The organism is Azorhizophilus paspali (assembly GCF_043587585.2).
GTDB classification, from domain to species: domain Bacteria; phylum Pseudomonadota; class Gammaproteobacteria; order Pseudomonadales; family Pseudomonadaceae; genus Azotobacter; species Azotobacter paspali.
In genome coordinates, this window is the sequence record NZ_CP171449.1 from 1,675,977 (window position 1) to 1,702,267 (window position 26,291).

Here is a 26,291-nt window from a genome sequence, read left to right on the forward strand (position 1 = left end):
TGCACGACATTTCCCACGAGCTGCGTTCGCTGCTGACCGGGCGTTGCGCCGCAAATGCTGCAAGCCATCTTCGAACCCTTCAAGCGCGCCGAGGGCGACACGCCGGTGGTCGGTTTCGGCCTGGGCCTGACCATCGCCCGGCGGGCGGTGGAAATGCACGGCGGCGGCATCTGGGCGAGCCTGGGCGAGGGCGGCGGGCTGGTGATGGATATCCGCTTGCCGAAACTATAGGAGTGGCTTGTCCTACCGAAACCGCCTGTCAGCCTCCCGTCGCGAACGGATTCGCTCCTACGAAAGCGGCGATTGTGGGTGGCCCGAACCATCCACTGTGGTCACCAACTGCTGCCCAGCCCAAGCAGCTCCAGCGCCTGCTGGCGCAGCTCGACCAGGTGCGGATCGTCGCGGTGGCGCGGGTAGGGGCGTTCGACCTTGAGTTCGGCGAGGATGCGCGCCGGACGGTTGCTGAACACCAGCACCCGTTCGCAGAGCAGCAAGGCCTCTTCCACGTCGTGGGTGACCAGCAGTGAGCTATAGCGCTGCTGCTGCCACAGGCGGATCAGTTCGCCCTGCATGGCGATGCGGGTCAGCGAGTCGAGCTTGCCCAGCGGCTCGTCGAGCAGCAGCAGACGCGGTTCGTTGACCAGCGCGCGGGCCAGCGCGGCGCGTTGGGCCATGCCGCCGGAAAGCTGGCGCGGATAGGCGTCGCAAAATTCGCTGAGGCCGACCTTGGCCAGCGCCGCGTCGACCCGTTCGCGCTGGGTCTTGATCAGGCCGCGGGCTTGCAGGCCGAGGGCGACGTTGTCCCACACCGTGCGCCAGGGATAGAGGGTCGGGTCCTGGAATACCAGGATGCGCGACGGATCGGGCGTGCCGACCGGCTGGCCGTCGACCAGGATCTGTCCTGACAACGGCGCTTCCAGCCCGGCGACCAGGCGCAACAGGGTCGACTTGCCGCAGCCCGAGGGACCGAGCAGGGCGACGCTTTCGCCCGGCTGCAGGGTCAGATCGACCTGGTTCAGTACCGGCAGGCTGGTCTTGCCCAGGTCGAAAGCGTGGCTGAGGTTCTTCACTTCCAGGAGCAGGCCGTTGCCCTGGGCATGGGCCTGGGGATGGACGGGACTCACCATTTCACGGCTCCCTTCTGCCAGGACAGGACACGGTCGCGGACCAGGAACAGCGCGGTGATCAGCCCCGAGCATAGCAGCGCCATCACCAGCAGCGCGGCATACATGTTGGCGTAGGCCGCCCAGCCCTGGGCCCACTGCAGGTACCAGCCGAGGCCGGCCTTGACGCCCATCATCTCGGCCACCACCAGCACCGAGAAGGACGCGCCAAAGCCCATGAACAGGCCGACGAAGACATGCGGCAGGGCCGCCGGGATGGCCACCCGGAAGATCAGGAAGCGTTCGCTGGCGCCCAGGGTACGCGCCACGTCGTAGTAGGCGCGGTCGACGCTGGCCACCCCCGACCAGGTCAGCACCGTGACCGGGAACCAGGTCGCCAGGGCGATCAGGAACACGCTGGCGCCCCAACTGCTGGGGAAGATGAAGAAGCAGATCGGCAGCAGCGCGGTGGACGGCACCGGACCGAGGATACGCAGCACCGGGTGCAGCCAGTAGCCGATGCGCTGCGACCAGCCGATCGACACCCCGGCGAGGAAACCGCACAGCGAGCCCAGCAGCACGCCGTTGAACAGCAGCCAAAAGGAATGCAGCAGGCTCTCGGCGAGGCGCGGCCAATCCTCGGCGTAGACCTCCAGCAGCGCCTGCGGCGGCGCGAAGAAGGGCACCGGCAGCAGCGCCAGCTTGGCGGTCGCCAGTTGCCAGAGACCGAGCAGCAGCGGCAGAGCGACCAGCCACTGGCCGGCCGGGCGCAGACGGTTGGCGAGGCGCGCGACGGGGCCGGGGAGCAGGGCGATCAGCGCCAGCAGCCCGGCGATGGCCAGCGAGAGGTTGGCCAGTTCGCGGGTGTAGGGCCAGTCGCGGATGGCGTTGGGCGCCTCGCTGCTGTAGAGGGCGAAGGCCAGCCAGCCGGCCGCCGCCGCCAAGCCGGTCTTCCACACGGCGAAGGGACGGGCGCTGGTCCGCTCCGGCAGGTCAAGCGAATACGTCGGCATGGATGCTCTCCGCGAATTTCCGGGGATCGGTGCTGGCGCGCAACACTTCCACGGCCTTCAGGTCGCGGGCATAAACGACGATCTCGTCGACGAAGGCCTTGCCCACCGAGTAGTGCGCGTGGGTGTGCTCGTTGAGGATGGCGTTGATTTCCTCGGAGTTGGTGTTGACCGCGAACTTGAGGAAATCCTGGGCCACGGTTTCCGGGTGTTGCGCCGCCCAGGCGTGGGCCTGCAGGATGGCGTGGGTGACGGCGGCGGCGACCGGCCGCTCCTTGCGCACCAGGTTGCCGCCGACGCCGACCACGCAACAACTCAGGTTGGCGTATTCCTCGACCAGGTTGTTGGACAGCTCGCGCTTGCCCAGCTGGTTGCGCAGACGGTACATCATCGGGTCGGAGCCGCTGGCCGCCTGGATCTCGCCCTTCTCCAGGGCGGTGCCGAGCAGGTCGATCGGATAGACCCGCCAGGTCACGTCGCGGACCGGGTCGACGCCGTGGCGCTTGAGCATCAACGAGAAGAAGTTCTTGTCCGGGCTGGCCATGTCGGTGACGCCGATAGTCTTGCCCTTGAGTTCCTCGAAACTGCGCGGGCCGCCCTCCTGGGCGATCAGGCGCAGGCAGCCGCCGTGGGTACCGGCGGTCAGCTTGACGTCGAAGCCCTGTTCCAACGCCTTCAGCCAGCGCAGCGCCATGCCGGTGGCGGCATCCGCCTTGCCGGTGGCCAAGGATTCGAGCAGCACCTCGGTAGAGTTGCCGAAGTTGACGAACTCGACCTCCAGGTTGTGATTGCGGAAGAAGCCCTGGTTGTCGGCCACCGCCACCGGGGCCAGGCAGATGGCGTTGAGGTTGGTCGCCAGCTTGAGCTTGCGTGGCGCCGGTAGTGCCCAGTCCTTGGCGTCGCGCAGGAAATTCTGTGCGTCGTCGCCATGGCTGGCATGGGCAGCATGGGCAGCATGGGCAGCATGGGCAGCATGGGCGTGCGGATCGGCGGCCCAGGCGAAGCGGCCGACGGCGGCGGCCGCGGCGGCGGTGCCGGCCAGGCCGAGCAGGCGACGGCGGGAGAAGTTGGAGTCGAAGGTCATGCGGGTCGCTTCCGTGAGGGTCGAATGGGGGCGGTAAAATACTTCCGGGCTTTCTCTCGCCATGGGGAAGAGGGGGCGAGGGGCCGTCGGCCCGTTTCCCCCTTCCCCGGCCGAGCCTAGAGTCCCAGGGCTGCCTGGCCGGCCTTGACTAGCACGACGTCGCTCTGCGGCGTGTGGATGCGCCCGCACAGCACGTCGCGGTAGTGCCGCTCCAGGGGGTTGTTCTTGCTCAGGCCGTGGTTGCCGGAGGCCTGCAGGGCCAGTTCCACGACGCGGATGGCGTTGTCGGTGACCAGATGCTTGAGCTGGCCGCTAGCTCCGATCGGCAGGCGCCGGTCGACGGCGGCGTCCAGCAGGCTGCGGTTGACCAGCAGCAGGCTGTCGATTTCGCCGACCAGTTGCTGCAGGCGCGGTAGGCTGGCGAGCGGTGCGCCGAGCGCGCTCGGCGTACGCTGCTTCAGCCAGTCGACCAGCCAGTCGCGGGCGGCGCGGGCGACGCCGTCGTAGAGGGCGCCGAGCAGCGCACCCATCCACAGCAGGCCCTCGGCGTCGAGTTCGGTATCGGTGCTCTTGCGGCTGGCCGGCGCCACGTTGACCGCATGCTCCAGCGGCACCAGCACCTCGTCGAAGTCGATGCGATGACTGCAGGTGGCGCGCATGCCCAGGTGGTCCCAGTCCTCGACGATGCGGATGCCGGGACTGTCCTTGCGCACCAGCCAGACGCCGACCAGCGGGTCGGCGTCGTCGCTGCGGGCGAATACGTTGCACCAGGTCAGCCCGTGGCTGCCGGTGGAGTAGAGCTTGCTGCCGCTGATCCGCCAACCCTCCGGTGTGCGCCGGGCGACGGTGGCCGGCAGGCCGCCGCGCGAGGGCGAGCCGAGCGCCGGCTCGACACGCAGCGAGTTGATCAGCGCGCCGTCCTCGACGGCTTCGCGCACCACCCGTTGGCGCAGCGCTTGTGGCCACTGCGGGTTGTCCTGCAGACGGTTGTGGTGCAGGTACTGCATGGCCAGGATCAGCGCGGTGGACGGATCGCCCTTGGCCACCGCGCCGATGGCTTCGACGGCCTCGGCCAGCCCGCTGCCCAGGCCGCCCTGGGAGAGGGGAATGGTCAGGGCCAGCAGGCCCTCCTGATGCAGACGCTGGAAGTTTTCCTGGGGAAACTCACCGCTGCGGTCGTAGTGGGCGGCGCGCCCGGCGAATTCCTCGCCGAGGCGCTTCAGCAGCGCGGGAAAGGCCGGGCTGCCGGGGCGGACAGGCGAGCCGGAAGCTGCCTGGGAAGCGTTGCGAAGTGGAGTGATGCTCATCGGAATGCACCTGGGGCAACTGTCACGATGCCGAGTCGTCCGGTGGTCCGGTTGGCCAGCCATCTGTAGCGCCGGTTCATGGGCCTGCAGGAAGTGGTGGCCCAATACTGCATGCATAAGAGAGCGATCTGAAATTCGATTTTCTTATAAATTAATATTCCTGAGTTTTAAATTTCATAATCAATAATTTGCTTTATTTGCATTTTGTGGGTGGTTTTCATGCGCGCCGCGCGGGTTCGGAGTGGGTAGGGTGGATGGCCGAAGCCATCCACCTTCGTTCGGCTTCGCCATCGGTCCGCTGCCGTCAGGGCGGCGCCCGGATCGGGGTGAATGCGCTTGCATGATGAGGAGGCAATAGATTGCCTGTTTTGGGCGAGTGAGACGCTTAAATAGGCATTTAAATACCTTTTTTGTGCTTGGAGAGGGCATAAATAGGCACTATGATGCCTGTCTGGATCGGTTCACACGGGGAAGGCGGCAGTCGTATGCCGGACATGCCATGGAAACGATAACCCTGCAGGTTTACCTGAACGGCCAATGGCACGATGCGATGCGGGTGAGCTTCGATGCTCCCGAAGACGGGTTGCGCAGTCGTTGCAGCGCCCGCTACGAGGCCGACTATCTCGTCGCCCACCTCGACGAACTGGGCACGCTGAAGGCAGCGGCCGTGAGCACAGTTTTTCCCCTCGGCTGGGAAGACTATCGCGGCATCGCCCCGGCCTTCCTGCACGACATCGTTCCCGCCGGCGCCGCGCGTCGGCACATCCTGGCACGGATGGCCGTGCCGCTCGGCGCACCGGAGGAGTTCTTCCTGCTGCAGCACTGCACCATGGCGCCCGTCGGCAACCTGCGCGTCAAGGAGTCCGTCGCCGCCCCGCGCGAGCCGGTCGGTTTCCCCCGCGCGGAGGTGATCCGCCGCGATATCCGTTTTCTCGACCATGCCTACGAGCGCGGTGCAGCCATCGGCGGCGCCACCGGGGCCGGTGGCGAGGCGCCCAAGCTGCTGCTGGCCGAAGACGCCGCCGGCAACCTCCATCCGGACGCCGGCCTGCCCGATGCCGAGGTGTGCCGGCACTGGTTCGTCAAGTTCCCGCGCAATTCGGGGACGGAAACCGACCGGGTCATCCTGCGCAGCGAATACTGCTATTACCGTGCGCTGAACCGGCTGGGAATCGAGACGATCTCCGCCGAAGGGCTGGCCTACGAGGAAGCGGAAAAGCCCAGCCTGTGGATGCGGCGCTTCGACCGCCGGGTCGGCCCGCACGGCGTCGAGCGCATCGCCGTCGAGTCCGCCTATTCCCTGTGCGGCGTGACCCGGCCGGGCAGCCGCATGGAGCATGTCGAGGTCGTCGCCCGCCTGGCGGAAACCTGGGACGCCGCCGGGCAGGCTGCGGAAATTCCCGCCATGGTCGCCGAGTACCTGCGCCGCGACCTGCTCAACCAGATCCTCGGCAACACCGACAACCACGGGCGTAACCTTTCCATCCTGCGCACGCGCGAGCGCATCGACCTGGCGCCGATCTACGACTTCGCACCGATGGCGATGGACCCCGAAGGGGTGGTGCGCACGACCCGCTGGCCCGAGGGCATCGAGCGGTTCGACGGCACCGACTGGCGGGCCGCCTGCAACGCCCTGGCGCGCTGGAGCGACCCCGAATGGCTGTTCGAGCGCTTGCGCGACGATGCCCGCCAACTGCTGGCGCTGCCGGACCTGCTGGCCGAACTGGGCCTGCCCGAACAGACCTGGAGGGCGCCAACCATCCCGCTGAGCCGCCTGGAAACCACCTTGCGCCGCTGGGGGCTGTTATGAAGAAGCCGGAAGAAGACCGCGGCGCGGTACTCGACGAAATCCGCCGGCAACTGGCCGACGGCACCCTGAGCTTCGGCGCCGCCATCCGCCAACTGCGCCTGCGCGTCACCGGCCTGAACCAGACCGACTTCGCCCGCATGTGCAAACTCTCCCTGCGCACCCTGCGCCAGCTCGAACAGGACGCGGGAAACCCCACGGTGGCGACGCTGGACAGTGTGTTCAGGCTGTTCGGGATGAGGGTTGGGGTTGTGGCGGTGAGGAGGAGAGGGGATGGGGAGATGAAGTGAGAGGGAGCTATGGTCGGCTACCGACCCACACCGGCCGGTCGCCACAGGCGACAAGCGGCCAAGAACGGACAGTCTGGCTCATTTTAAGAAACAACCAAGGCTACCGACCTATCCTCTTCAGTGCTAGCGAAGGGGTGAATTCATTTTATAAATATTAGCTCTGCTAATTATTTTTCAGCTTGCGAAACTGAAATATTTCAGAAATTACCTTTATCCCATATTTCGCGCGCATTTTTGAGCAAAACAATGGTTCTACATCTTCGGCAAAACCAAGCAAGCCTTGCAGTCTAGATAATTCATCGCCAGTCAATGAGCCTGTGGCGTAGCGATGAATCATTGCACTTATAAGACGTTTTCTGTCTCTACCCAAAGAAACCTTGCCATCATTACTAATGATTAAGCCAGTAACTCTTCTCTTACCGCTCATTGAAACATGCAAAGTTTTTTTGTTATTTATAGATAACCTTGGGTATTCAATTTTCGCAAGAACTCCTTCAATAAATCCTTCAATCTCAAACGCCTGCCCTTTAGTGCTGCTTGAGAATGTTAAGTCATCGGCATACCGCGTATAAGTCAGACCCCTTTCATTGCACCAGTCGAAAATCAAGCAATCGAATTCATACATTACGGAATTTGAAAGCAATGGAGAGGTCGGCGCACCTATACTTAGCGTCAGTCCTTGAGGAGGATTGTAGTAGCAGCTGACTCGAGATATGAATCGAATAAAGTTAGTAGAAAATTCCTGCTCCCCAAAATGCTTTTTGAAATGCAACTCAAGGTCGCCCTCTGTTATTGACTCAAAAAAGTTCTTGAAGTCAAACTTTGAAAGGTAGCGATTATCCTTGTGCGCCCAAGCGTTCTTTTTAATGCTCGACCCATCGCGATACGCAGTGGCTGCTTCATGAACAGGGAGCTCGTTAAATAGTTTCCCAATTAGTTCACGCTGTAAAAACTTTGTCTCTCGGGCCGGCTGGGCAATTGTCCGTTCCCCACCCGTTTTTTTGTCTATGCTATAGACCTTATAAGTATAAGGTGATTTTGCCGCAATCTGAATTAACTCCATTGCAGAGAGAGCCAAAGAAGATGATATTTCACTGAGAATCTCTTTGTATCTCATACGCCTTCTCCAATTCTTGCTCTCTCAATGGCTCTAACTCTGTTTCGCTCCTCCTTAGTCTCTTTGTAGTATCTTAGTGTATCCAGTCTTATGCGAGTAGGGTTTAGTGCGGATTTTGACTTTAAGGCGAAGCGAACATTATGAAAGTTCGGATTTATTGCTGCGTAAAACCCTGAGTCGCTATATGCGATTTTTTTCACAAACCCAAGACGCTCAAGGAGAAACAACTTCCTTCTTAAGTTATCTCTTCTGATTTCGCACCCAAGAAATTTCATCGCCTCTATTATCTCCGCCTCTCTTAGGGCAACAAAAAGCCTTGTTAGCTCGTATATAATTATAATTAAATGAGCTTCACTTGTGACCTTAAGAGCTTGGCTTTTTTGCAGTCCATCCAACTCCAATTTCACATCATCAATTATGTCAGATATTGTTTGGTCTTCAGCATCTGCTGGCCGTTTTACATCCCATGGATATCGTTTTACTGCGGATTCATGGGTGCCTCTTAGGTGCCTGAGAATACCGAGATTGATGAATGAAATGTCATCTGCATGCCCCTCTGAGACTATAACGACTAGTTTTTTATTGAAATCTGGCAACTGAGAGAACGCACCCAACTCAGCAATTGCACCCTCACTTTCAAGTATTATCACCACTAGCGAACATATACTCGCCAAGTCAGACTCAAAATCTATTAGGTTTTTGAATACACCATCGGCGTGCCAATTATCTATCTCTTCCGGTCTGAATATCTCATATTCAGGAAAGCTCTTGACTATTCTTTGCCTTATGGAGCGAATAGGAGGGTCTTGTAGATCTGGATGCCCCTTTTGTGGTACATGCCCACCACAGAGCAAGACAATCGGTCGCTGTGAAAACTCAACGCGAGAAGGAATGGGATCCAAGTCTTGGATTAGGGATTGTCGCGGATCCATGCGTCAGTTTAATTACTTTGATGGGATCGGAGGCGGGGCGGCAGTGAATTGAGCTAAAAATTGCTTTTACCTGAAAGCCGCAGAGAAGATCTGCGGGCCGGAATGAGCTTGCGATTGTAGGCCCGCAGATCTTCTCTGCGGATTAAATCCAAGCAATTTCTTTGAGTCTGGCGAAACGCCTGACTAAGTATCAAGACAGGTACCCTGACACTTTTATCGCGTAAAAGCCCTTATTTTTTACGTGATTTCGTGCTACGGGTCAAGCCCCCCCCTAAAGATCGGCCTCACTGGACATACTCGGATTCACCCCATCAAAGGTTTCCATTAGCCTGGGTATGAACCAGTGACCGCCTCTGGCCGCTTGTCGCCTGTGGCGACCGGCCGGTCTGGGTCGACTTCTGCCGAGCATGACGTGCCTGAGTCGCCCAAAACCTGCCGGTCGTGTTAGGCAACAAGCGGCCAAAGCAGCCAGTCAATGAAGCAGTAGCCTGCGACCGAGATCAATCACAGGTCAATGCGGCTGAGACAACTCAAAAGCCTGTTCAAGGAGCACCAAAGCGGGCGAGCGCAGCATCGATAAATCGTCGGAGTTTGGCTGTTTTCTGACGATTGGCTGTGTAGAGCAAATGCATTTGTCGGCTCGGTGCTTCGTAATCAGCTAGCAGTCGAACTAACTCGCCGCCGCGCAACGCGGGCTCAAGAAAGTCCTCGGGTCCAAGGACAATCCCGAACCCGTCCAGCGCTGCCGACAGCAGTGCTTTGCTCTCGTTGACATGCAATCGACTGAAGACTTGTATCTGTTCAACTGCGGAGCCTTTGCAGAATACCCATTCGCGGTCGGCTGGCCGGGACCAATAGGCATACCCCAGACACTCATGGTTCTTCAGATCACTCGGTATTTGCGGTACTCCGCGGTCGGTCAGATAGCTCGGTGCCGCACAGGCTACCAATCGATAAGGCGCCAACGGCCTGGCGGTCAAACTGGACGCGGCCAATGGGCCAATCCTGAAAGTCACTTCATAACCCTCCTCCACCAGATCGACGAAGCGATCGGTCAAATGCAGATCGATTTCGACCGCCGGGTGTTGACGCAAAAACTCCGTCACAAAGGGCATGAGGCTATAGGAGCCGAACGTTACGGGAGCGCTGATTTTTAGTTTGCCGCGCGGGGTGTCGTTCATGATCTGCGCAAGGGAGTCGGCCGCCTGAGCCTCGCTCAAAATGTGCTTACAGCGTTCGTAGTAAGCGCTGCCCAACTCAGTCAGGCTCTGACGTCGGGTGGTACGGTTCAGTAGCCGCGCGCCTAGTCGCCGCTCAAGCGCGGCAACATGCTTGGCCACCATCTGCGGCGACAGGCCCAATCGCTCGGCGGCGCTGGCATAGGAGCCGGATTCCGCCGCCATCACAAACGCCCCCATGCTCGTCAGGCGATCCATCATTCAACACTCCTAGTAACGAGACTAAGTATCCGATGATTATTTATCTGCCCTTGGTTGGCAATCATCATGGTTTCTTCTTACCAATCAGCGGAGCAAGGACATGCGTATCGGCATTATTGGGGCAGGCTTCATCGGACGTGCGGTGGCGCAATTGGTCATCGCGGCGGGACACGAGGCGATGCTCAGCAATTCGCGTGGGCCACAGACCATGAGCAGCGTGCTCAGTGGTATTCCTGGCAGTCAGGTCGGCACTGTCGAGGACGCAGCACACTTTGGCGAAGTTGTACTCGTGGCAATTCCTCTTGGGCATTACCGAAGCGTGCCGGCCAAGTGGCTGGAGGGCAAAACCGTGCTGGATGCCAACAATTACTACCCGAAACGCGACGGTCATATTGCCGCTCTCGACCGATTCGAAACCACCACCAGCCGCCTGCTCGCCGAGCATCTGCCCCACTCCAGCGTGGTCAAGGTATTCAATGCAATCCTCGCCCAGGACCTGGTGCAGGACTCGCGCCCGAAAGCGGCGCCCGACCGACGTGCACTGCCGATCGCTGCGGATGATCCCGCAGCGAAAGCGCTGGTGATCAAGTTGCTGGACGAAATTGGATTCGACGCGGTAGATGCGGGCAGCCTTGATGAAAGCTGGCGATTCGAACGGGCTAAACCCGCCTACTGCATACGGTTGGATAAAGAGGGACTGAAGGCCGCCTTGGCTGCGGCCCATCGGCAGGTCGAATTGCCCGAGGGATCGTGGCGCCGCTGAACAGCCCACAACCCACTGGATCGGGAGAAGACTTGGAACTAACTGAGGGCAATGTCAACTTTGGGTCGTACTGCTGCCCCCACCACGCTTTCCAACATGGTAAGTGGCTACCACACAGGCTGGAAAACCGCACAGCGTTTTCCCCCAATCCGCATCCCTCCCGCAATACCCGGTGGAAAAGACCTTCGGTCGTTTTCCACCCTACAGGAGCATCACCCTCCGCGAACGAATGACTCCACCTCCGTTCAGACGCCACCCATCGCCGGCGGCGAGGCCAGGTGGCGGGCCACCAGGTTGCCGAACAGTTCGATGGCGCCGTGCAGGTTGCCGACGAAGCGCGGCTGCAGCAGCCAGAGGTCGACCGTCGGCTTGAAGTCGGCGAGGGTGACGACTTCCAACTGCTCGCGGTAGCGGCTGGCCAGCAACAGCGGCTCGGGAACCAGGCCGAGGCCGAGGTTCTTCGCCACCAGGCCGAGCTGCAGTTCGCTGCCGAAGGTTTCCAGGTTGATCCGCAGTTTCAGGCCCTGTTCGGCCAGGGCGTGCTGCAGGCCGGCGCGGAAGCCGCAGCCGTCCGGGTTGAGCACCCAGCCGCGTTCGCAGCAGTCGGCGAGCCTGCCGCCGCGTTTGTTCCCGCTGCCGCGGGCGGCCACCACCAGAAGCCGCAGGCGCCCGAGGGAGGTGGCGGCGATGCCCTCGGGAAAGCTCTTGCTGGTGGGGAACAGCGCCGCCACGGCATCCAGTTCGAGGTTTTCCAGGCGCTCCAGCAGGGTACTGCCCCAGCCGCCGGAGACCTGGGTCTGCAGTTCGGGATAGGTGTTCTTCAACTGTTCCAGGGTGTCGAGCAGCACCACGTCGCCGATGGTCTGCGGCACGCCCAGGCGCAGGGTGCCGCTGGGCGGGGCGTCGCGGGCGACGATCTCGCGCAGTGCGTCCATGCTGCGCAGCACCTCGCGGCACTGTTCGTAGACGCGCAGGCCCATGGCCGTGGGCTTTAGGGGCTTGGTGTTGCGGTCGAGCAGCAGGGTGCCGAGGTCTTCCTCGAAATTCTGCACGCGGCGGGTGATCGCCGACTGGGTCAGTTGCAGGCTGTCGGCGGCCAGGCTCAGCGACTGGCAGCGGACGACGGCGACGAAGGCTTCGATGTCATCTGTTTTCATGCGTTGCTAGCATATTAGCTTATGAATAAAGTGCATTTTGATAATGATAGGGCGCTTGGTAACGTGACGCTATCTTGTCACACAATGGATAAGCGACGATGAGTGAATCCCCCCTGCGCCTGGACCGCCTGCGCGATTTCGTCAGCACCCTGGGCGAACTGCTCGACCGTCACCCCGACGAGGAGAGCGTACTGCGCGAAGGCCGGTCGCTGCTGGGCGAACTGGTCCGCCACGACGACTGGCTGCCGGAGGCGTTCGCCCAGCCCGATCCGGAACGTTACCAGCAGTACCTGCTGCATGCCGACTCCCGCCAGCGCTTTTCGGTGGTCAGCTTCGTCTGGGGGCCGGGGCAGACCACGCCGGTGCACGATCACCGGGTCTGGGGCCTGATCGGCATGCTGCGCGGCGCCGAGGACGCGCAGAGTTTCGAACTGGGTGCCGAGGGTCTGCGTCCGATCGGCGATCCGGTGCGCCTCTCGCCCGGCCAGGTCGAGGCGGTGTCGCCGCGGATCGGCGACATCCACCGGGTGTTCAACGCCAGTCCCGACCAGCCGTCGATCAGCATCCATGTCTATGGCGCCAACATCGGCGCCGTGCGGCGCGCCGTCTATCTGCCGGACGGCAGCGAGAAGCCGTTCATTTCCGGCTATTCCAACCAATTCCTGCCCAATATCTGGGACCAGTCCAAAGAGAGTGCCCGCCCATGAGCCGCATCGCCATCCGCTCCTTCGCCGACATTCGCGCCGCCCTGCTGGCGCGCGAGGAGGTGGCCCTGCTGGACGTGCGCGAAGAGGCCCCGTTCGCCGAGGGCCACCCGCTGTTCGCCGCCAACATCCCGCTGTCGCGCCTGGACATCGAAGTCTATGCGCGGGTGCCGCGGCGTACCGCGCCGGTCACCGTCTACGACGACGGCGAGGGCCTGGCCGAGCGGGCCGCCGAGCGCCTGCTGGCGCTGGGCTACAGCGATGTCGCCCTGCTGGAGGGCGGACTTGCCGGCTGGCGCGCCGCCGGCGGCGAGCTGTTCATCGACGTCAATGTGCCGAGCAAGTCCTTCGGCGAACTGGTCGAGGCCGAGCGCCATACCCCGTCGCTGGCCGCCGAGGAGGTCAAGGCGCTGCTCGACGAAAAGGCCGATGTGGTGGTGCTGGATGCCCGGCGTTTCGACGAATACCAGACCATGAGTATCCCCGGCGGCACCAGCGTGCCCGGCGCCGAACTGGTGCTGCGCGTACGCGAACTGGCGCCGAACTCTCGAACCCAGGTGATCGTCAACTGCGCCGGACGCACCCGCAGCATCATCGGCACCCAGTCGCTGGTCAACGCCGGAATTCCCAACCCGGTGGCGGCGCTGCGCAACGGCACCATCGGCTGGACCCTGGCCGGCCAGCGGCTCGAGCACGGCCAGAGCCGCAGATTCCCCGAAGTCTCCGCCGAGAACCGCGCCATCGCCGCGCAGTCCGCCCGCGCGGTGGCCGACAAGGCCGGCGTCGGTCGCGCCGCTCTGGCCGACCTGGCGCGTTGGCGGGAGGAGGCCGGCCGCACCACGTACCTGTTCGACGTGCGCACCCCGGAGGAGTACGAGGCCGGCCACCTGCCGGGAGCGCGCTCCACGCCGGGCGGCCAACTGGTCCAGGAAACCGATCATTTCGCCAGCGTGCGCGGCGCACGCATCGTGCTGGCCGACGACGACGACGTGCGCGCCAACATGAGCGCTTCCTGGCTGGCGCAGATGGGCTGGGAGGTGCACGTACTGGACGGTCTGGACGCCGCGGACCTCACCGAACGGGGCGGCTGGTCGGCGCCGGTGCCGCCGGCGCCGCAAGCCGAGGAGATCGCGCCCGAGACCCTGCAGGCCTGGCTGGCCGAGGGCGACACCCTGGTGCTGGACTTCACCACCAGCGCCAACTACGTCAAGCGACACATTCCCGGCGCCTGGTGGGCGCTGCGCGCGCAACTGCCGCAGGCCCTGGAGAAACTGCCGCCGGCCGCGCGCTACGTGGTCACCTGCGGCAGCAGCTTGCTGGCGCGCTACGCGGTGGACGAACTGCACGCGCTGACCGGCAAGCCGGTGTTCGTCCTGGCCGGCGGCAGCGCGAGCTGGATCGCCGCCGGCCTGCCGCTGGAGGAGGGCGAGACCGCCCTAGCGGTGCCGCGCAGCGACCGCTACCGGCGTCCCTACGAGGGCACCGACAATCCGCGCGAAGCCATGCAGGCCTATCTGGACTGGGAGTTCGGTCTGGTCGAGCAACTGGGCCGCGACGGTACCCACAGCTTCTTCGTGATCTGAGCGGCTGTGAAAAAACTCCCGCCTACTGCGACCGCCTCCGAACGCCCGCTGCCGCGTTGTGCTACGGACGCTTGGAGACGGTCTCGCGACGGCGTTCGATTTTTTCACATGAGCGGATCGCCTGGGTTCGTGCCGCGCGGGGGACTGTATCGAAAGCGTAAAGAGTCAGCGCTCGACGGGTAGCTATGCTTTGATGGGCGTTTCGCACGAAGCCCAGAGAGGTGAAACATGCTGTACATCCGTCACATCGCGCTGCTGGCCTGCTTGGCCTCGCCCCTGGCGATGGCCGCCGAGGAGAAGCATGCCGGTCATCCGCCTGGCGGGCACGGGCACATGGAGCCGCCGGCCGCCGCCTTCACCGCCTGCGAGGGCAAGAAGGCGGGCGATACGGCATCCTTCGCCGGCCCCGACGACCGGACCATGACCGGTACCTGCCGCGACCTGAACGGCAAGCTCGCGGCGATGCCCGAGCATGGCGGGCGCAAGGGCCCGCCGCCGTCGGCTGCGGGTTCCGCCAAGGCCTGCGAAGGCAAGAAGGCCGGCGACACCGGTTCCTTCTCCGCACCGGACGGCAAGACCCGTTCCGGCGTCTGCCGCGACATGAACGGCAAGCTGATGCTCGTTCCCGAGCCCATGGGCGAGCGGATCGAGAAAGACTGATCTTTTGTCTCGGCCGCCTCCCTTTGGGAGGCGGCTGCGGGGCTTTCGCCTGCGTCCGAGCGGGTACCCGTGCACCGGAAAGAGCAGTCATTAACTTAGGCTTAAAAGTTATTTAAATAAAGATTCATATTCCATTAGAGTGCGCCTGTCGCGTACTTGTCGGTCAACCGCCGAGCCGCATGAAGAGAAATGGATGCGTCATTCGTGTCCAAGCCAGTTTTTTCCTTCGGGCCATGCCCGACATGCGTTTTGGAGATCCCCATGTCAGCGGTTGAATCCTTGTTGTCTGCTCCTACCCAGTCATTCGAAGTCCGTCCCCTCGGTGGGGTGCTGGGTGCCGAAATCCTCGGCCTGGATCTGTCCCTTCCGGTCAATTCGGCGGATTTCGCCCGTATTCACCAAGCCTTCCTGGACCACCGGGTGCTGGTGTTTCGCGAGCAGCACATCACCCCCGAGCAACAGATCGCTTTCAGCCGCCGCTTTGGCGAACTGCAGATCCATGTCCTCAAGCAGTTCCTGCTCGCCGGCCATCCGGAAATTTTCATCATTTCCAACATCATCGAGAACGGCAGGCCGATCGGCTTGGGCGACGCCGGCAAGCTCTGGCATTCGGACCTCTCCTACAAGGAAATCCCGAGCATGGGCGCCATGCTGTATGCGCGGATTCTGCCGGAAGAGGGTGGCGACACCCTGTTCGCCGACCAGCAGCTCGCCTACGAAACCCTGCCGGAGGCGTTGCGCAAGGCCGTCGAGGGACGCCGGGCGGTGCATTCCTACACCGCGCACTACGAGGACGAAGTCTTCAAGGGTATCCGCCGGCCGACGCTGACCACGGCGCAACTGGAAGAGGTGAGGGAGGTCGTCCATCCGGTGGTGCGCACCCATCCGGAAACCGGACGCAAGGGCCTGTTCGTCAACGAGAACTTCACCACCCGCATCCTCGATATTCCCGAGGACGAGAGCCGCCGACTGCTCGCGGAACTCTACGCCCATAGTATCCGCCCGGAGTTCACCTATCGTCACCGCTGGCAGGAGAACGACCTGCTGTTCTGGGACAACCGCGCGCTGATCCATCTCGCCACCGGCTGCCCGAACCACCTGCCGCGCCGGATGCACCGTACCACCATCCAGGGCGACGTACCGTTCTGAGCCGTGCGCGGGCACGCGTGCGCCGACTGGCCGCGCGTGTCCGTGCCTTCGGTTGCATCGCCGGCCGAACGACTTTCGGTGACCCATTTCACGCATCTTCCATGGAGCTTCCCATGTTTCCAGGCAAACGCATTCCCGCGATTCGCCGTCTGGCCAGCGCCATCGCTCTGGGGCTCGGTCTAGCCGGCCCTCTGCTGACTCCGGCGGCGGCCCACGCCGAAGGCCAAATCCGCATCGCCGAACAGTTCGGTATCGTCTATCTGCTGCTCAACGTGGTGCGCGACCAGCAACTGATCGAAAAGCACGGCAAGGAGCAGGGCCTCGACATCAAGGTCGACTGGACCCAACTGTCCGGCGGGGCGGCGGTCAACGACGCGCTGCTGGCCGGAACCATCGACATCGCCGGAGCCGGCATCGGTCCGCTGCTGACCGTCTGGGACCGCACCCACGGCCGGCAGAACGTCAAAGGCGTGGCCTCGCTGGGCAACTTCCCGTACTACCTGCTGAGCAATAACCCCAAGGTCAAGACCATCGCCGACTTCGGCGACAAGGACCGCATCGCCGTGCCGGCGGTGGGTGTCTCCGTCCAGTCGCGCTTTTTGCAGTACGCCGCCGCCAAGCAATGGGGCGACAGGTATTACAACCGGTTGGACAAGTACACGGTCGCGCTGCCGCACCCGGAGGCCACCTCGGCCCTGACCAGTGGCGGCACCGAGCTGACCGGGCACTTCTCCAACCCGCCGTTCCAAAACCAGGCGCTGGAAAACTCCAACGTGCACGTGGTGCTCGACACCTACGAGCTGCTCGGGCCGAACTCGCCGACCGTGCTGTACGCCACCGAGAAATTCCGCAAGGAAAACCCGAAGACCTACCGGGCCTTCGTCGACGCGCTGGCCGAGGCGGCCGATTTCGCGCAGAAGGACAAGGGCGCCGCGGCGGAGACCTACATCCGCGTGACCGGGGCGAAGATCGACAAGGACGCGCTGCTGAAAATCATCGACAACGACAAGTTCGAGTTCAGCGTGACGCCGAAAAATACCTATCCGCTGGCCGAGTTCCTGCACCGGGTCGGCACGCTGAAGAACAAGCCGGCCTCCTGGCAGGACTACTTCTTCCCCGATCCCAGGCTGGCCGAGGGGAGTTGAGACGATGAACGCCTTTCTCCAGGATGCCGTACCCGGCGTGGCGACGGCTTTCCGGCCGCTGCTGCAAGTCGAAGGCGTCAGCCTCGAATACCGCACCGCGGAGCGGGTGGTGCGCGCCACCCACGAAGTCAGCTTCGAAGTCGATTCGGGCGACCGCTTCGTCTTGCTCGGCCCCTCCGGCTGCGGCAAGTCGACCCTGCTCAAGGCGGTGGCCGGCTTCATCCGTCCGCGCGACGGCGCGATCCGCCTGGACGGCCGGGAAGTCCGCGAGCCGGGGCCCGACCGCATCGCCGTGTTCCAGGAGTTCGACCAGTTGCCGCCGTGGAAGACGGTCAAGCAGAACGTGATGTTCCCGTTGCTGGCCACGCGCACTCTGAACCGCCGCGAGGCCGAGGAGCGCGCCCTGCATTACCTAGCCAAGGTCGGCCTGGCCAACTTCGCCGATGCCTATCCGCACACCCTCTCCGGCGGCATGAAGGCGCGCGTGGCCATCGCCCGCGCCCTGGCCATGCAGCCGAAGATCCTGCTGATGGACGAGCCCTTCGCCGCACTGGACGCGCTGACCCGGCGGCGGATGCAGGAGGAGCTGCTCGAACTGTGGCAGGAGGTGAAGTTCACCCTGCTATTCGTCACTCATTCGATCGAGGAAGCGCTGGTCGTCGGCAACCGCATCCTGCTGCTCTCGCCGCATCCGGGACGGGTCCGCGCCGAAGTCGCCAGCCACGCCTTCGACCTGCAAAGCAGCGGCAGCGCCGATTTCCAGCACGCCGCCCGGCGCATCCACCGGCTGCTGTTCGAGGAAGGGGAAAACCCCGCCGCCGTGCATGCCGCGTAGGCATCAGCCCGGCGGCGATAGCCGAGCAGGGTGGGCAACTCGCGCAGCGATTGCCCACCATGGCCATGCCGCCGGTGGGAAAGGCCTGCGGCCATTTCCCACCCTACGCGGCCGGCTCCCGCAGCTTCCCGTTTTTACCCACGACTCTACGGAAAACACGCCATGAGCCAGACTCCGCCGCTGCGACCGGAATACGAAATCGCCCTGCAACCTTTGACCGATCTGCCGCTCGAGCGCGAGCTGTCGCTAGCGCAGCGCCTGTGGCAGCAGGCTTGGCTGCGCAAGTCGCTGATCCTCATGACGCTGGCGCTGCTCTGGGAAGTGGCTGCCCGCCTGCAGGGTAACGACCTGTTACTGCCGAGCTTCCTGCAGGTCGCCCACGCCCTAGTCGAGGACCTGGCCAGCGGCGAATTGCTGGAGAAGGTGGCGATCTCCCTGTCGGTACTGGTCAAGGGCTATCTGATCGGCATCCTGCTGGCCTTCGTCCTGACCACCCTGGCGGTTTCCAGCCAGCTCGGCCGCGACCTACTGTCGACCCTGACGGCGATGTTCAACCCGCTGCCGGCCATTGCCCTGCTGCCGGTAGCGCTGCTCTGGTTCGGCCTGGGCGAGGGCAGCCTGATCTTCGTGCTGGTGCATTCGGTGCTCTGGTCGCTGGCGCTGAACACCTACGCCGGCTTTCTCGGCGTCCCGGAAACCCAGCGCATGGTCGGGCGCAACTACGGTCTGCGCGGGCTGCGCTTTGTCGCCCTGATCCTGGTGCCCGCCGCGCTGCCGTCGATCCTCTCCGGCCTTAAGATCGGCTGGGCCTTCGCCTGGCGCACCCTGGTCGCCGCCGAACTGGTGTTCGGCGCCTCGTCCGGGCAGGGCGGGCTCGGCTGGTACATCTTCCAGAACCGCAACGAGCTGTACACCGACAAGGTGTTCGCCGGGCTCGCAGTGGTGATCCTCATTGGCCTGCTGGTGGAAAGCCTGGTCTTCGCCCTGCTGGAACGCTACACCGTCAGGCGCTGGGGCATGCAGCGCTGATGCAGGCCATGTGAAAACCATTGCGCTCGGCCAGGCTGCGTTGAAATCGAGCGGGGACACGGCGTTTCGGACTGCTCGTAAGCTTCGCGTCTTCGCCTGATTTCGCCTTGCCTGACCTTTGCTCGCCATGTTTTCGCACGGCCTGGAAACCTTCCGTTTTTCCCTTTCATGTAGTCGCAACGAGAGATTTGCAGATGGGTAACATCGTCTTCATCACCGGTGCCACCTCCGGTTTCGGCCGCGCCGCGGCGCGCCGCTTCGCCGCCGCGGGCTGGTCCCTGGTTCTCAGCGGTCGTCGTCTGGAACGCTTGCAGGCGTTGCAGGAAGAACTCCAGGGCAAGGTACCGGTGCACATCGCCGTGCTCGACGTGCGCGACGCCGAGGCTGTGCGCCAGGTGGTCGCGGCGCTGCCCGAGGGCTTCCGCCAGGTTCGGGCGCTGATCAACAACGCCGGCCTGGCCCTGGCTCCGCAGCCGGCGCAGGAGGTGGCGCTGGAGGACTGGCACACCATGATCGACACCAACGTCACCGGCCTGGTCAACGTCACCCACGCGCTGCTGCCGACCCTGATCGCCAGCGGCCAAGGCGCCAGCATCGTCAACCTCGGTTCGGTCGCCGGCCACTGGCCCTATCCGGGCGGCCACGTCTACGGCGCGACCAAGGCCTTCGTCGAGCAGTTCGGCTACAACCTGCGCTGCGACCTGCTGGGCACCGGCGTGCGGGTCACCGACATCGCGCCGGGCATGGCCGAGACCGAATTCACCCTGGTGCGCACCAAGGGCGACCAGGCCGCGTCCGACCGGCTGTATCGCGGGACCACGCCGCTGACCGCCGAGGACATCGCCGAGCAGATCTTCTACGTGGCGAGCCTGCCGGCGCACATCAACATCAATCGCCTGGAAATCATGCCGACCCGCCAGGCCTGGCAGCCGTTCGCCGTGGACCGCGACTGAATCCCACATCCGCCATCCCGCGCGCGGAACGCGCGGGCGCTCACCGAGATTTCCCATGCAGAAGAAAACCCATTTTCGTCCCGCCCGACTGGCTGCCGGCGTGCTCGCCGGGCTTCTGGGCAGCTTCTCCCTGCTGGCCCAGGCCGAGGGCAAGATCAGCATCGCCCAGCAGTTCGGCATCGGCTATCTGCTGCTCGATGTGGTCCGCGACCAGAAGCTGATCGAGAAGCACGGCAAGGAACAGGGCATCGACATCCAAGTGGAGTGGCGCAACATCTCCGGCGCCACCGCGATGAACGAGGCGCTGCTGGCCGGCGCCCTCGACGTGGTGTCGGCCGGCGTGCCGCCGATGCTGACCATGTGGGACCGCACCCGCGGCCGGCAGAATGTCAAGGCCATCGCCGCGCTGGGTTCGCTGCCCAACTACCTGCTGAGCAACAATCCGGCGGTGAAGTCGCTGGACGACCTGGGCAAGAAGGACCGCATCGCGGTGCCCGCCGCCGGTGTCGGTTTTCAGTCGCGCACCCTGCAGATCGAGGCGGCCAAGCGTTATGGCAAGGAGCGCTTCAAGCGCTTCGACGACATCAGCGTCAGCCTGCCGCATCCCGACGCCACCGCGGCGCTGACCTCGGGCGGCTCGGAAGTCACCGCGCATTTCTCCAGCGCGCCTTTCTACTACCAGGCCCTGGAGAGCCCGAAAGTGCACAAGCTGATCAGCTCCTACGACATCCTCGGCGGGCCAGCGACCTTCAACGTGCTCTACACCACCGAAAAGTTCCACAAAGACAATCCCAAGACCTACCGCGCCTTCTATGCAGCCCTGGCCGAGGCCGAACGCATCGTCAAGGCCGACAAGCCCGCCGCGGCGCAGACCTACATCCGCGTGGAGAATTCCAAGCTGGCACCGGAGCTGGTGGAGAAGATCGTCGAGGATGAGGAAAACGACTTCACCATAGTGCCGCAGCGCACCTTCATCTACGCCGAGAAGCTTTACAAGCTGGGCGTGCTGAAGCACAAGGCGGCCTCCTGGAAGGACTATTTCTTCGAGGAAGCCTACGACACCGAGGGGAGCTGAGGCGCCCCGATCGGCGCCCTGCAGGATCAGGCCGACTTCCTCGATGAGCATGGCCAAGGCGCGCGGGTCGTTGAAGAGCGCCTGAGAAACCCCGTGCCGGCGAGGGCGCGGTGAGCGAATCCGCCCGCGATCGAAGCAGCTTTGTAGGATGGAAAACCGCGCAGCGTTTTCCACCAGGGGTGGATGGCTTCGGCCATTCACCCTGCTGCCGGGATCGTCCGCGCGGTCTCGTCGGGCCGGGTGCGGCGAATGGAAGGAGGCACGCCGATGAAACACGCGGTGCCGATCCAGGACAGCAGCGAGGGTTATGCCTGCGATGAGGACGAGACGGTGCTCGCCGGCATGGCCCGGCGGGGCCGCAAAGGCATTCCGCTCGGTTGCCGGGGGCCTGCAAGGTACAGGTCACCGGCGGTGCCTACCGGCAATCGCGGCCGATGAGCCGCCAGCACGTCAGCGCCGCCGAGCAGGCTCATGGCGCTGTGCTGGCCTACTGCATCCTGGCGCAGGGTGAAGGCGGTGGGTAAGCTGCACAAGGCGCTGTGCCGAAGTCGGTCGGTCACGCCTGACGACGGGCCCAGACCTGCGGGTTGACGATGTCCCGCGGGGTGCCGCCGAGCAGGGCGCGTTCGAGATTGTCGATGGCCCGCTCGGCCATGGCCCTGCGGGTTTCGTGGGTCGCCGAGCCGATGTGCGGCAGGGTGACCGCGTTGGGCAAGGCGAACAGCGGCGAGTCCTTGAGCGGTTCCTTTTCGTAGACGTCCAGTCCGGCGGCCTGGATGCGCCTTTCCCGCAGGGCTTCGATCAGGGCTGGTTCGTCGAGCACCGGGCCGCGGGCGATGTTGATCAGGATCGCCGAGGGTTTCATCAGCGCCAGTTCGCGGCGGCCGATCAGATGGTGGGTGCGTTCGCTCAGGGGTACCACCACGCAGACGAAATCCGCCTCGCCGAGCAATTCGTCGAGGCTGCGGTAGCCGGCGCCGAGTTCCGCCTCCAGTTCAGGCTTGCGGCCGTTGCCGTGGTAGATCACCGGCATGCCGAAGCCGAAGCGTCCGCGCCGGGCGATAGCCGCGCCGATCTTGCCGAGGCCGAGGATGCCGAGAGTCTTGCCGTGCACGTCGCAGCCGAACAGCGCCGGGCCGACCGCTGCCTGCCAATGGCCGGCCTTGACCCAGGCGTCGAGTTCGGCGACGCGGCGGGCGGCGCTCATCAGCAGGGCGAAGCCCAGGTCCGCGGTGGTTTCGGTGAGCACGTCCGGGGTATTGGTGAGGATGATGTCACGCTCGTCGAGGTAGGTCAGGTCGTAGTTGTCATAGCCCACCGAGATGCTGGCGATCGCTTCCAGTCGCCGGGCCGGCTCCAACTGGGCGCGGCCGAAGGGCCGGCCCACGCCGAGCAGGCCGTGGGCCTCGGGCAGCGCCGTGGCGTATTGGGCGGCGATGTCGCCGGCCGGGTCGAGGAGGGTGACGTTGAAGTGCTGCCGCAGGCGCGCCTGATGCTCGGGAGCGAGGCGGCTGAAGACGAAGACGTTCTTTTTCATGGGCTTTTGTTGTGGGCAGGAACGGGGGCTGTATGGGATGGACGAGGCCTCCCTCGTCCACCGGGGCGGGCGACCGCGCTCAGCGTCCGCCGTAGACCTGATCGAATACGCCGCCGTCGTTGAAGTGGGTCTTCTGGATGGTCGGCCAGTCGCCGAAGGTTTTCACCACGTCGAGCAGTTCGACCTTGGGGAAGCGGTCGGAGAATTCGGCGAGGATCTTCGGATTGCGCGGGCGCAAGTAGTTGTTGGCGGCGATACGCTGGCCCTCGTCGGACCACAGGTATTTCAGGTAGGCCTCGGCCTCCTTGCGGGTGCCCTTCTTGTCGACCACCTTGTCGACCACCGTCACCGGCGGTTCGGCCTGAACGGAGATGCTGGGATAGACCACCTCGAAGCCGCCGCGGCCGAATTCGCGGGCGATCATTTCCGCCTCGTTCTCGAAGGTCACCAGCACGTCGCCGATCTGGTTTTGCATGAAGGTGGTGGTAGCGGCGCGACCGCCGGTGTCGAGCACCGGCGCCTGCTTGAACAGCTTGCCGACAAAGTCGCGCGCGGCTTTGTCGTCGCCACCGTTCTTCAGTGCGTAGCTCCACGCCGATAGGTAGGTGTAGCGGCCGTTGCCCGAGGTCTTGGGATTGGGCACTACCACCTGCACGCCCTCCTTGAGCAGGTCGGGCCAGTCCTTGAGCTGTTTCGGGTTGCCCTTGCGGACGATGAACACGGTCGCCGAGGTGAAGGGGGCGCTGTTGTCCGGCAGGCGTTCGGCCCAGTTCTGCGGAATCAGCTTGCCGTGGTCGTACAGGGCATTGATGTCGGTGGCCATGTTCATGGTGATGACGTCGGCCGGCAAGCCGTCGATCACCGCGCGCGCCTGCTTGCTGGAGCCGCCGTGGGACATCTGGATCTGTACCGGTGGGTTGCCCTCGGCCTGCCAGTGTTTCTGGAAGGCCGGGTTGTACTCTTTGTAGAAGTCGCGCATCACGTCGTAGGAGACGTTCAGCAAAGAGGCCGCCTGGCTGGCGACGGAGGCCAGGGCCACGCCGGCCGCCAGCAGGGAAGAGGTCAGCAATCGCTTCATGAAGACGATCCAAGCAATAGTAGTACGGATGAGAGATGTAAGAACTATAAGATAAGCTTTTTATTCCATAAAAGAATATTTGGTTACTTGAATATTCCCCTGTCGGCGCTGTCTTTTTATGTCTATTGGTAATTAACAAATCAAAATTTATTCTTTTTATTTTCTAGTCGTCCTGCGCATAGTGGCCGGCAATTCAGGACCACACTGCAGGAGCAGACCATGAGCATCCGTCTCGGCGACATCGCGCCCGACTTCGAACAGGATTCCAGCACCGGCCGTATCCGTTTCCACGAATGGCTGGGCGACGGCTGGGGAATCCTCTTCTCCCATCCGGCAGATTTCACCCCGGTGTGCACCACCGAACTGGGCTTCACCGCCAAGCTCAAGGACGAGTTCGCCAAGCGCAACGTCAAGGCCATCGCCCTGTCGGTGGACCCGGTGGACTCCCACCTGAAATGGATCGGCGACATCGAGGAGACCCAGGGCGCCCGGGTCGACTTCCCGATCATCGCCGATGCCGACCGCAAGGTATCCGACCTCTACGATCTGATCCATCCGAACGCCAACGATACCCTGACCGTGCGTTCGCTGTTCATTATCGACCCGAACAAGAAGGTGCGGCTGATCATCACCTATCCGGCGAGCACCGGGCGCAACTTCCACGAGATTCTGCGGGTGATCGACTCGCTGCAACTGACCGACAACTACAAGGTCGCCACCCCGGCCAACTGGAAGGAAGGCGACGAGGTGGTGATCGTACCCTCGCTGCAGGACCCGGAAGAGCTCAAGCAGCGCTTCCCGAAAGGTTTCCGCGCGGTGAAGCCCTATCTGCGCCTGACTCCGCAGCCGAACCGATAAGGAGATCGCCATGCACGTCGTTCTGCTTTCCGGCAGCCCCTCGCAACGCTCGCGCGGCGAGCTGCTACTGGAGTACGCCCGTACCTACCTGGAGAGCCGCGGGATCGCAGTGTCGCTGATCCGAGTGCGCGATTTCGTCGCCGAGGAACTGCTCCATGCCCGTTTCGACAGCGCCGCGGTGCGCGATCTGCAGGCTACGGTGGGATTGGCCGACGGTCTGATCGTCGCGACGCCGGTGTATAAGGCGTCCTTCTCCGGCGCCCTGAAGGTGCTGCTCGACTTGCTGCCCGAGCGGGTGCTGACCGACAAGGTGGTACTGCCGCTGGTCACCGGCGGCAGCCCGGCTCACCTGCTGGCGGTGGATTACGCCCTCAAGCCGGTGCTTTCGGCGCTCAAAGCTCAGGAAGTGCTGACCGGCGTGTTCGCCGTGGATGCGCACATCGTCTATCCCGAAGGCGATCAGCCGGCCCGCTTCAACGACGAACTGCTTCTGCGGGTCGACGAGTCGCTCGAGGATCTGGTCGCCGCCCTGATCCGCCGGAGCGGACCTCTGGATGCTCGGCTTTCCGACGACCGGCTGGAACCCATCCGCCGGAGTCTCTGATCTTCCAGGCCGCTCACGCCAAGCGCGCCCCACCTTACTGGCCCGTCAACGGGCGAGCAGGTTACACCCAATCAATGCGAAGGAGAGGCCGCCCATGCGCGCCATCGTCTCGCGTCGAAGCCTGGTTGTCCTGTTTGCGGCAACCTTTTCCTTCGGCGCCATCACCCAGGCTCAGGCCGAGACCCTGCGGATCGGCTATCAGAAATACGGCACCCTGGTGCTGCTCAAGGGCAAGGGCTCGCTCGAGAAGCGCTTGGCGGAGCAGGGCGTGGAGGTGCAGTGGACCGAGTTCCCAGGCGGCCCGCAACTGCTGGAGGGCCTGAACGTCGGCTCTATCGATTTCGGCGCGACCGGCGAGACGCCGCCGGTGTTCGCCCAGGCCGCCGGCGCCGATCTGCGCTATGTCGCCTACGAGCCGCCGGCTCCGCTGGGCGAGGCGATCCTGGTAGCCAAGGATTCGCCGATCAAGAGCGTCGCCGAGCTCAAGGGCAAGAAGGTTGCCCTGAACAAGGGCTCCAACGTCCATTACCTGCTGGTTCGCGCTCTGGAGGAGGCGGGCCTCGGTATCCAGGACATCACGCCCGTGTACCTGCCGCCGGCCGACGGCCGCGCCGCTTTCGAGAGCGGCCGGGTAGATGCCTGGGTGATCTGGGACCCCTTCCAGGCCGCCGCCGAGAAGCAGCTCGCGGCACGCACCCTGCGCAACGGCCAGGGGATCGTCGACAACCATCAGTTCTATCTGGCCACGGGCGCCTACGTCGGCAAGCATCCGCAGGTGATCGAGGCGTTGATCGAGGAGGTTCGCGGCATCGACGAGGATTCCAAGGCCGATCCGCAGAAAGTCACCCAGCAGGTCGCCCCGCTGATCGGTCTTCCCCTGGAAATCACCCACGAAGCGGTAGTGCGCCAGGGCTATGGCGCGCAGCCGCTCAGCCCGGAGGTGGTCGCGGCGCAGCAGAAGATCGCCGACACCTTCGCCGAGCTGAAGCTGATTCCCAAGCGCCTGAGCATCAAGGAGGTGGTGTGGACCCCTCCGGCCAAGGTGGTTCGTCAGTAGTCCGGCTGTCCTCGT

Annotated in this window: 26 protein-coding genes and 1 pseudogene; 17 read left to right on the forward strand and 10 right to left on the reverse strand. The window is 63.5% G+C overall.

What is annotated here, in order from left to right; translation table 11 throughout:
• Positions 1-48: 48 nt before the first annotated feature.
• A pseudogene (locus tag ACGI6K_RS08375) lies at positions 49-231 on the forward strand (sensor histidine kinase); the annotation flags it as partial.
• Between the two features lie 101 nt (positions 232-332).
• Here the strand turns inward: ACGI6K_RS08375 and ACGI6K_RS08380 are convergent.
• The 4 genes from ACGI6K_RS08380 to ACGI6K_RS08395 all read right to left on the reverse strand — a co-directional run bounded on the left by ACGI6K_RS08380 (position 333) and on the right by ACGI6K_RS08395 (position 4,504).
• On the reverse strand, positions 333-1,127 hold the full coding sequence (locus ACGI6K_RS08380; protein WP_376946116.1) for an ABC transporter ATP-binding protein: 795 nt from the start codon (positions 1,125-1,127) through the stop codon (positions 333-335).
• Positions 1,121-2,116 carry an ABC transporter permease gene (locus tag ACGI6K_RS08385; RefSeq protein WP_376946118.1) on the reverse strand — a complete coding sequence of 332 codons (996 nt, stop codon included), beginning with the start codon at positions 2,114-2,116 and terminating at the stop codon, positions 1,121-1,123. The genes ACGI6K_RS08380 and ACGI6K_RS08385 overlap by 7 nt, the downstream gene beginning before the upstream one ends.
• The gene (locus tag ACGI6K_RS08390; RefSeq protein WP_376946120.1) at positions 2,097-3,197 is read right to left on the reverse strand and encodes an ABC transporter substrate-binding protein; all 1,101 of its coding nucleotides are present in this window, start codon (positions 3,195-3,197) and stop codon (positions 2,097-2,099) included. The genes ACGI6K_RS08385 and ACGI6K_RS08390 overlap by 20 nt, the downstream gene beginning before the upstream one ends.
• Positions 3,198-3,313: 116 nt before the next feature.
• Entirely contained in the window at positions 3,314-4,504 is a 1,191-nt protein-coding gene (locus ACGI6K_RS08395; RefSeq protein ID WP_376946122.1) for an acyl-CoA dehydrogenase family protein, read from the reverse strand.
• 499 nt (positions 4,505-5,003) lie between these two features.
• Between ACGI6K_RS08395 and ACGI6K_RS08400 the strand changes: the two genes are divergently transcribed.
• Positions 5,004-6,314, forward strand: coding sequence for a type II toxin-antitoxin system HipA family toxin (locus ACGI6K_RS08400; RefSeq protein WP_376946124.1), 1,311 nt, complete (start codon positions 5,004-5,006; stop codon positions 6,312-6,314).
• On the forward strand, positions 6,311-6,601 hold the full coding sequence (locus ACGI6K_RS08405) for a helix-turn-helix domain-containing protein (protein WP_376946126.1): 291 nt from the start codon (positions 6,311-6,313) through the stop codon (positions 6,599-6,601). Before ACGI6K_RS08400 ends, ACGI6K_RS08405 begins: the two co-directional genes overlap by 4 nt.
• 163 nt (positions 6,602-6,764) lie before the next feature.
• On the opposite strand, the gene ACGI6K_RS08410 is transcribed toward ACGI6K_RS08405, so the two are convergent.
• The 3 genes from ACGI6K_RS08410 to ACGI6K_RS08420 form a co-directional block, all read right to left on the reverse strand.
• A complete protein-coding gene (locus ACGI6K_RS08410) occupies positions 6,765-7,718 on the reverse strand; it encodes a retron St85 family RNA-directed DNA polymerase (protein WP_376946128.1) in 954 nt (317 codons plus the stop codon).
• Entirely contained in the window at positions 7,715-8,650 is a 936-nt protein-coding gene (locus tag ACGI6K_RS08415; protein WP_376946130.1) for a retron St85 family effector protein, read from the reverse strand. Before ACGI6K_RS08415 ends, ACGI6K_RS08410 begins: the two co-directional genes overlap by 4 nt.
• 542 nt (positions 8,651-9,192) lie before the next feature.
• Positions 9,193-10,086, reverse strand: coding sequence for a LysR family transcriptional regulator (locus tag ACGI6K_RS08420; RefSeq protein ID WP_376946158.1), 894 nt, complete (start codon positions 10,084-10,086; stop codon positions 9,193-9,195).
• 103 nt (positions 10,087-10,189) lie between these two features.
• On the opposite strand from ACGI6K_RS08420, the gene ACGI6K_RS08425 reads away from it, so the two are divergent.
• Entirely contained in the window at positions 10,190-10,852 is a 663-nt protein-coding gene (locus tag ACGI6K_RS08425; protein ID WP_376946132.1) for an NADPH-dependent F420 reductase, read from the forward strand.
• A gap of 245 nt (positions 10,853-11,097) precedes the next feature.
• Here ACGI6K_RS08425 and ACGI6K_RS08430 read toward each other — a convergent pair whose 3' ends face one another.
• On the reverse strand, positions 11,098-12,009 hold the full coding sequence (locus ACGI6K_RS08430) for a LysR family transcriptional regulator (RefSeq protein WP_376946134.1): 912 nt from the start codon (positions 12,007-12,009) through the stop codon (positions 11,098-11,100).
• Between the two features lie 98 nt (positions 12,010-12,107).
• Between ACGI6K_RS08430 and ACGI6K_RS08435 the strand changes: the two genes are divergently transcribed.
• The 10 genes from ACGI6K_RS08435 to ACGI6K_RS08480 all read left to right on the forward strand — a co-directional run bounded on the left by ACGI6K_RS08435 (position 12,108) and on the right by ACGI6K_RS08480 (position 21,580).
• Positions 12,108-12,716: a cysteine dioxygenase gene (locus ACGI6K_RS08435; protein WP_376946136.1), complete on the forward strand. Its 609-nt coding sequence runs from the start codon at positions 12,108-12,110 to the stop codon at positions 12,714-12,716.
• Positions 12,713-14,296: a rhodanese-related sulfurtransferase gene (locus tag ACGI6K_RS08440; RefSeq protein ID WP_376946138.1), complete on the forward strand. Its 1,584-nt coding sequence runs from the start codon at positions 12,713-12,715 to the stop codon at positions 14,294-14,296. Before ACGI6K_RS08435 ends, ACGI6K_RS08440 begins: the two co-directional genes overlap by 4 nt.
• A gap of 228 nt (positions 14,297-14,524) precedes the next feature.
• Positions 14,525-14,956, forward strand: coding sequence for a hypothetical protein (locus ACGI6K_RS08445; protein ID WP_376946140.1), 432 nt, complete (start codon positions 14,525-14,527; stop codon positions 14,954-14,956).
• A gap of 261 nt (positions 14,957-15,217) precedes the next feature.
• Entirely contained in the window at positions 15,218-16,105 is an 888-nt protein-coding gene (locus ACGI6K_RS08450) for a TauD/TfdA dioxygenase family protein (protein ID WP_376946142.1), read from the forward strand.
• Positions 16,106-16,218: 113 nt separating this feature from the next.
• Positions 16,219-17,250, forward strand: a complete 1,032-nt coding sequence (locus ACGI6K_RS08455; RefSeq protein ID WP_376946144.1) for an ABC transporter substrate-binding protein — start codon at positions 16,219-16,221, stop codon at positions 17,248-17,250.
• 4 nt (positions 17,251-17,254) lie between these two features.
• Complete coding sequence (locus ACGI6K_RS08460; RefSeq protein ID WP_376946146.1) at positions 17,255-18,085, forward strand: ABC transporter ATP-binding protein; 831 nt, start codon at positions 17,255-17,257, stop codon at positions 18,083-18,085.
• A gap of 162 nt (positions 18,086-18,247) precedes the next feature.
• A complete protein-coding gene (locus ACGI6K_RS08465) occupies positions 18,248-19,114 on the forward strand; it encodes an ABC transporter permease (RefSeq protein WP_376946148.1) in 867 nt (288 codons plus the stop codon).
• Between the two features lie 194 nt (positions 19,115-19,308).
• Positions 19,309-20,067 (forward strand): SDR family NAD(P)-dependent oxidoreductase, encoded by a 759-nt coding sequence (locus ACGI6K_RS08470; RefSeq protein WP_377968496.1) that lies wholly within the window; start codon positions 19,309-19,311, stop codon positions 20,065-20,067.
• Positions 20,068-20,122: 55 nt separating this feature from the next.
• A complete protein-coding gene (locus tag ACGI6K_RS08475) occupies positions 20,123-21,142 on the forward strand; it encodes an ABC transporter substrate-binding protein (protein ID WP_376947926.1) in 1,020 nt (339 codons plus the stop codon).
• A gap of 267 nt (positions 21,143-21,409) precedes the next feature.
• Positions 21,410-21,580 carry a hypothetical protein gene (locus ACGI6K_RS08480; protein WP_376947925.1) on the forward strand — a complete coding sequence of 57 codons (171 nt, stop codon included), beginning with the start codon at positions 21,410-21,412 and terminating at the stop codon, positions 21,578-21,580.
• Between the two features lie 118 nt (positions 21,581-21,698).
• Here the strand turns inward: ACGI6K_RS08480 and ACGI6K_RS08485 are convergent, their stop codons facing one another.
• Both ACGI6K_RS08485 and ACGI6K_RS08490 read right to left on the reverse strand, forming a co-directional pair.
• Positions 21,699-22,679 (reverse strand): 2-hydroxyacid dehydrogenase, encoded by a 981-nt coding sequence (locus ACGI6K_RS08485; RefSeq protein WP_376947924.1) that lies wholly within the window; start codon positions 22,677-22,679, stop codon positions 21,699-21,701.
• 79 nt (positions 22,680-22,758) lie between these two features.
• On the reverse strand, positions 22,759-23,757 hold the full coding sequence (locus ACGI6K_RS08490; RefSeq protein ID WP_394543757.1) for a sulfate ABC transporter substrate-binding protein: 999 nt from the start codon (positions 23,755-23,757) through the stop codon (positions 22,759-22,761).
• A gap of 219 nt (positions 23,758-23,976) precedes the next feature.
• Between ACGI6K_RS08490 and ACGI6K_RS08495 the strand changes: the two genes are divergently transcribed.
• The 3 genes from ACGI6K_RS08495 to ACGI6K_RS08505 all read left to right on the forward strand — a co-directional run bounded on the left by ACGI6K_RS08495 (position 23,977) and on the right by ACGI6K_RS08505 (position 26,276).
• Positions 23,977-24,615: a peroxiredoxin gene (locus tag ACGI6K_RS08495; protein ID WP_376947920.1), complete on the forward strand. Its 639-nt coding sequence runs from the start codon at positions 23,977-23,979 to the stop codon at positions 24,613-24,615.
• Between the two features lie 10 nt (positions 24,616-24,625).
• Positions 24,626-25,219, forward strand: a complete 594-nt coding sequence (gene ssuE, locus ACGI6K_RS08500) for an NADPH-dependent FMN reductase (RefSeq protein ID WP_376947918.1) — start codon at positions 24,626-24,628, stop codon at positions 25,217-25,219.
• 94 nt (positions 25,220-25,313) lie between these two features.
• A complete protein-coding gene (locus tag ACGI6K_RS08505) occupies positions 25,314-26,276 on the forward strand; it encodes a sulfonate ABC transporter substrate-binding protein (protein WP_376947916.1) in 963 nt (320 codons plus the stop codon).
• Positions 26,277-26,291 lie beyond the last annotated feature (15 nt).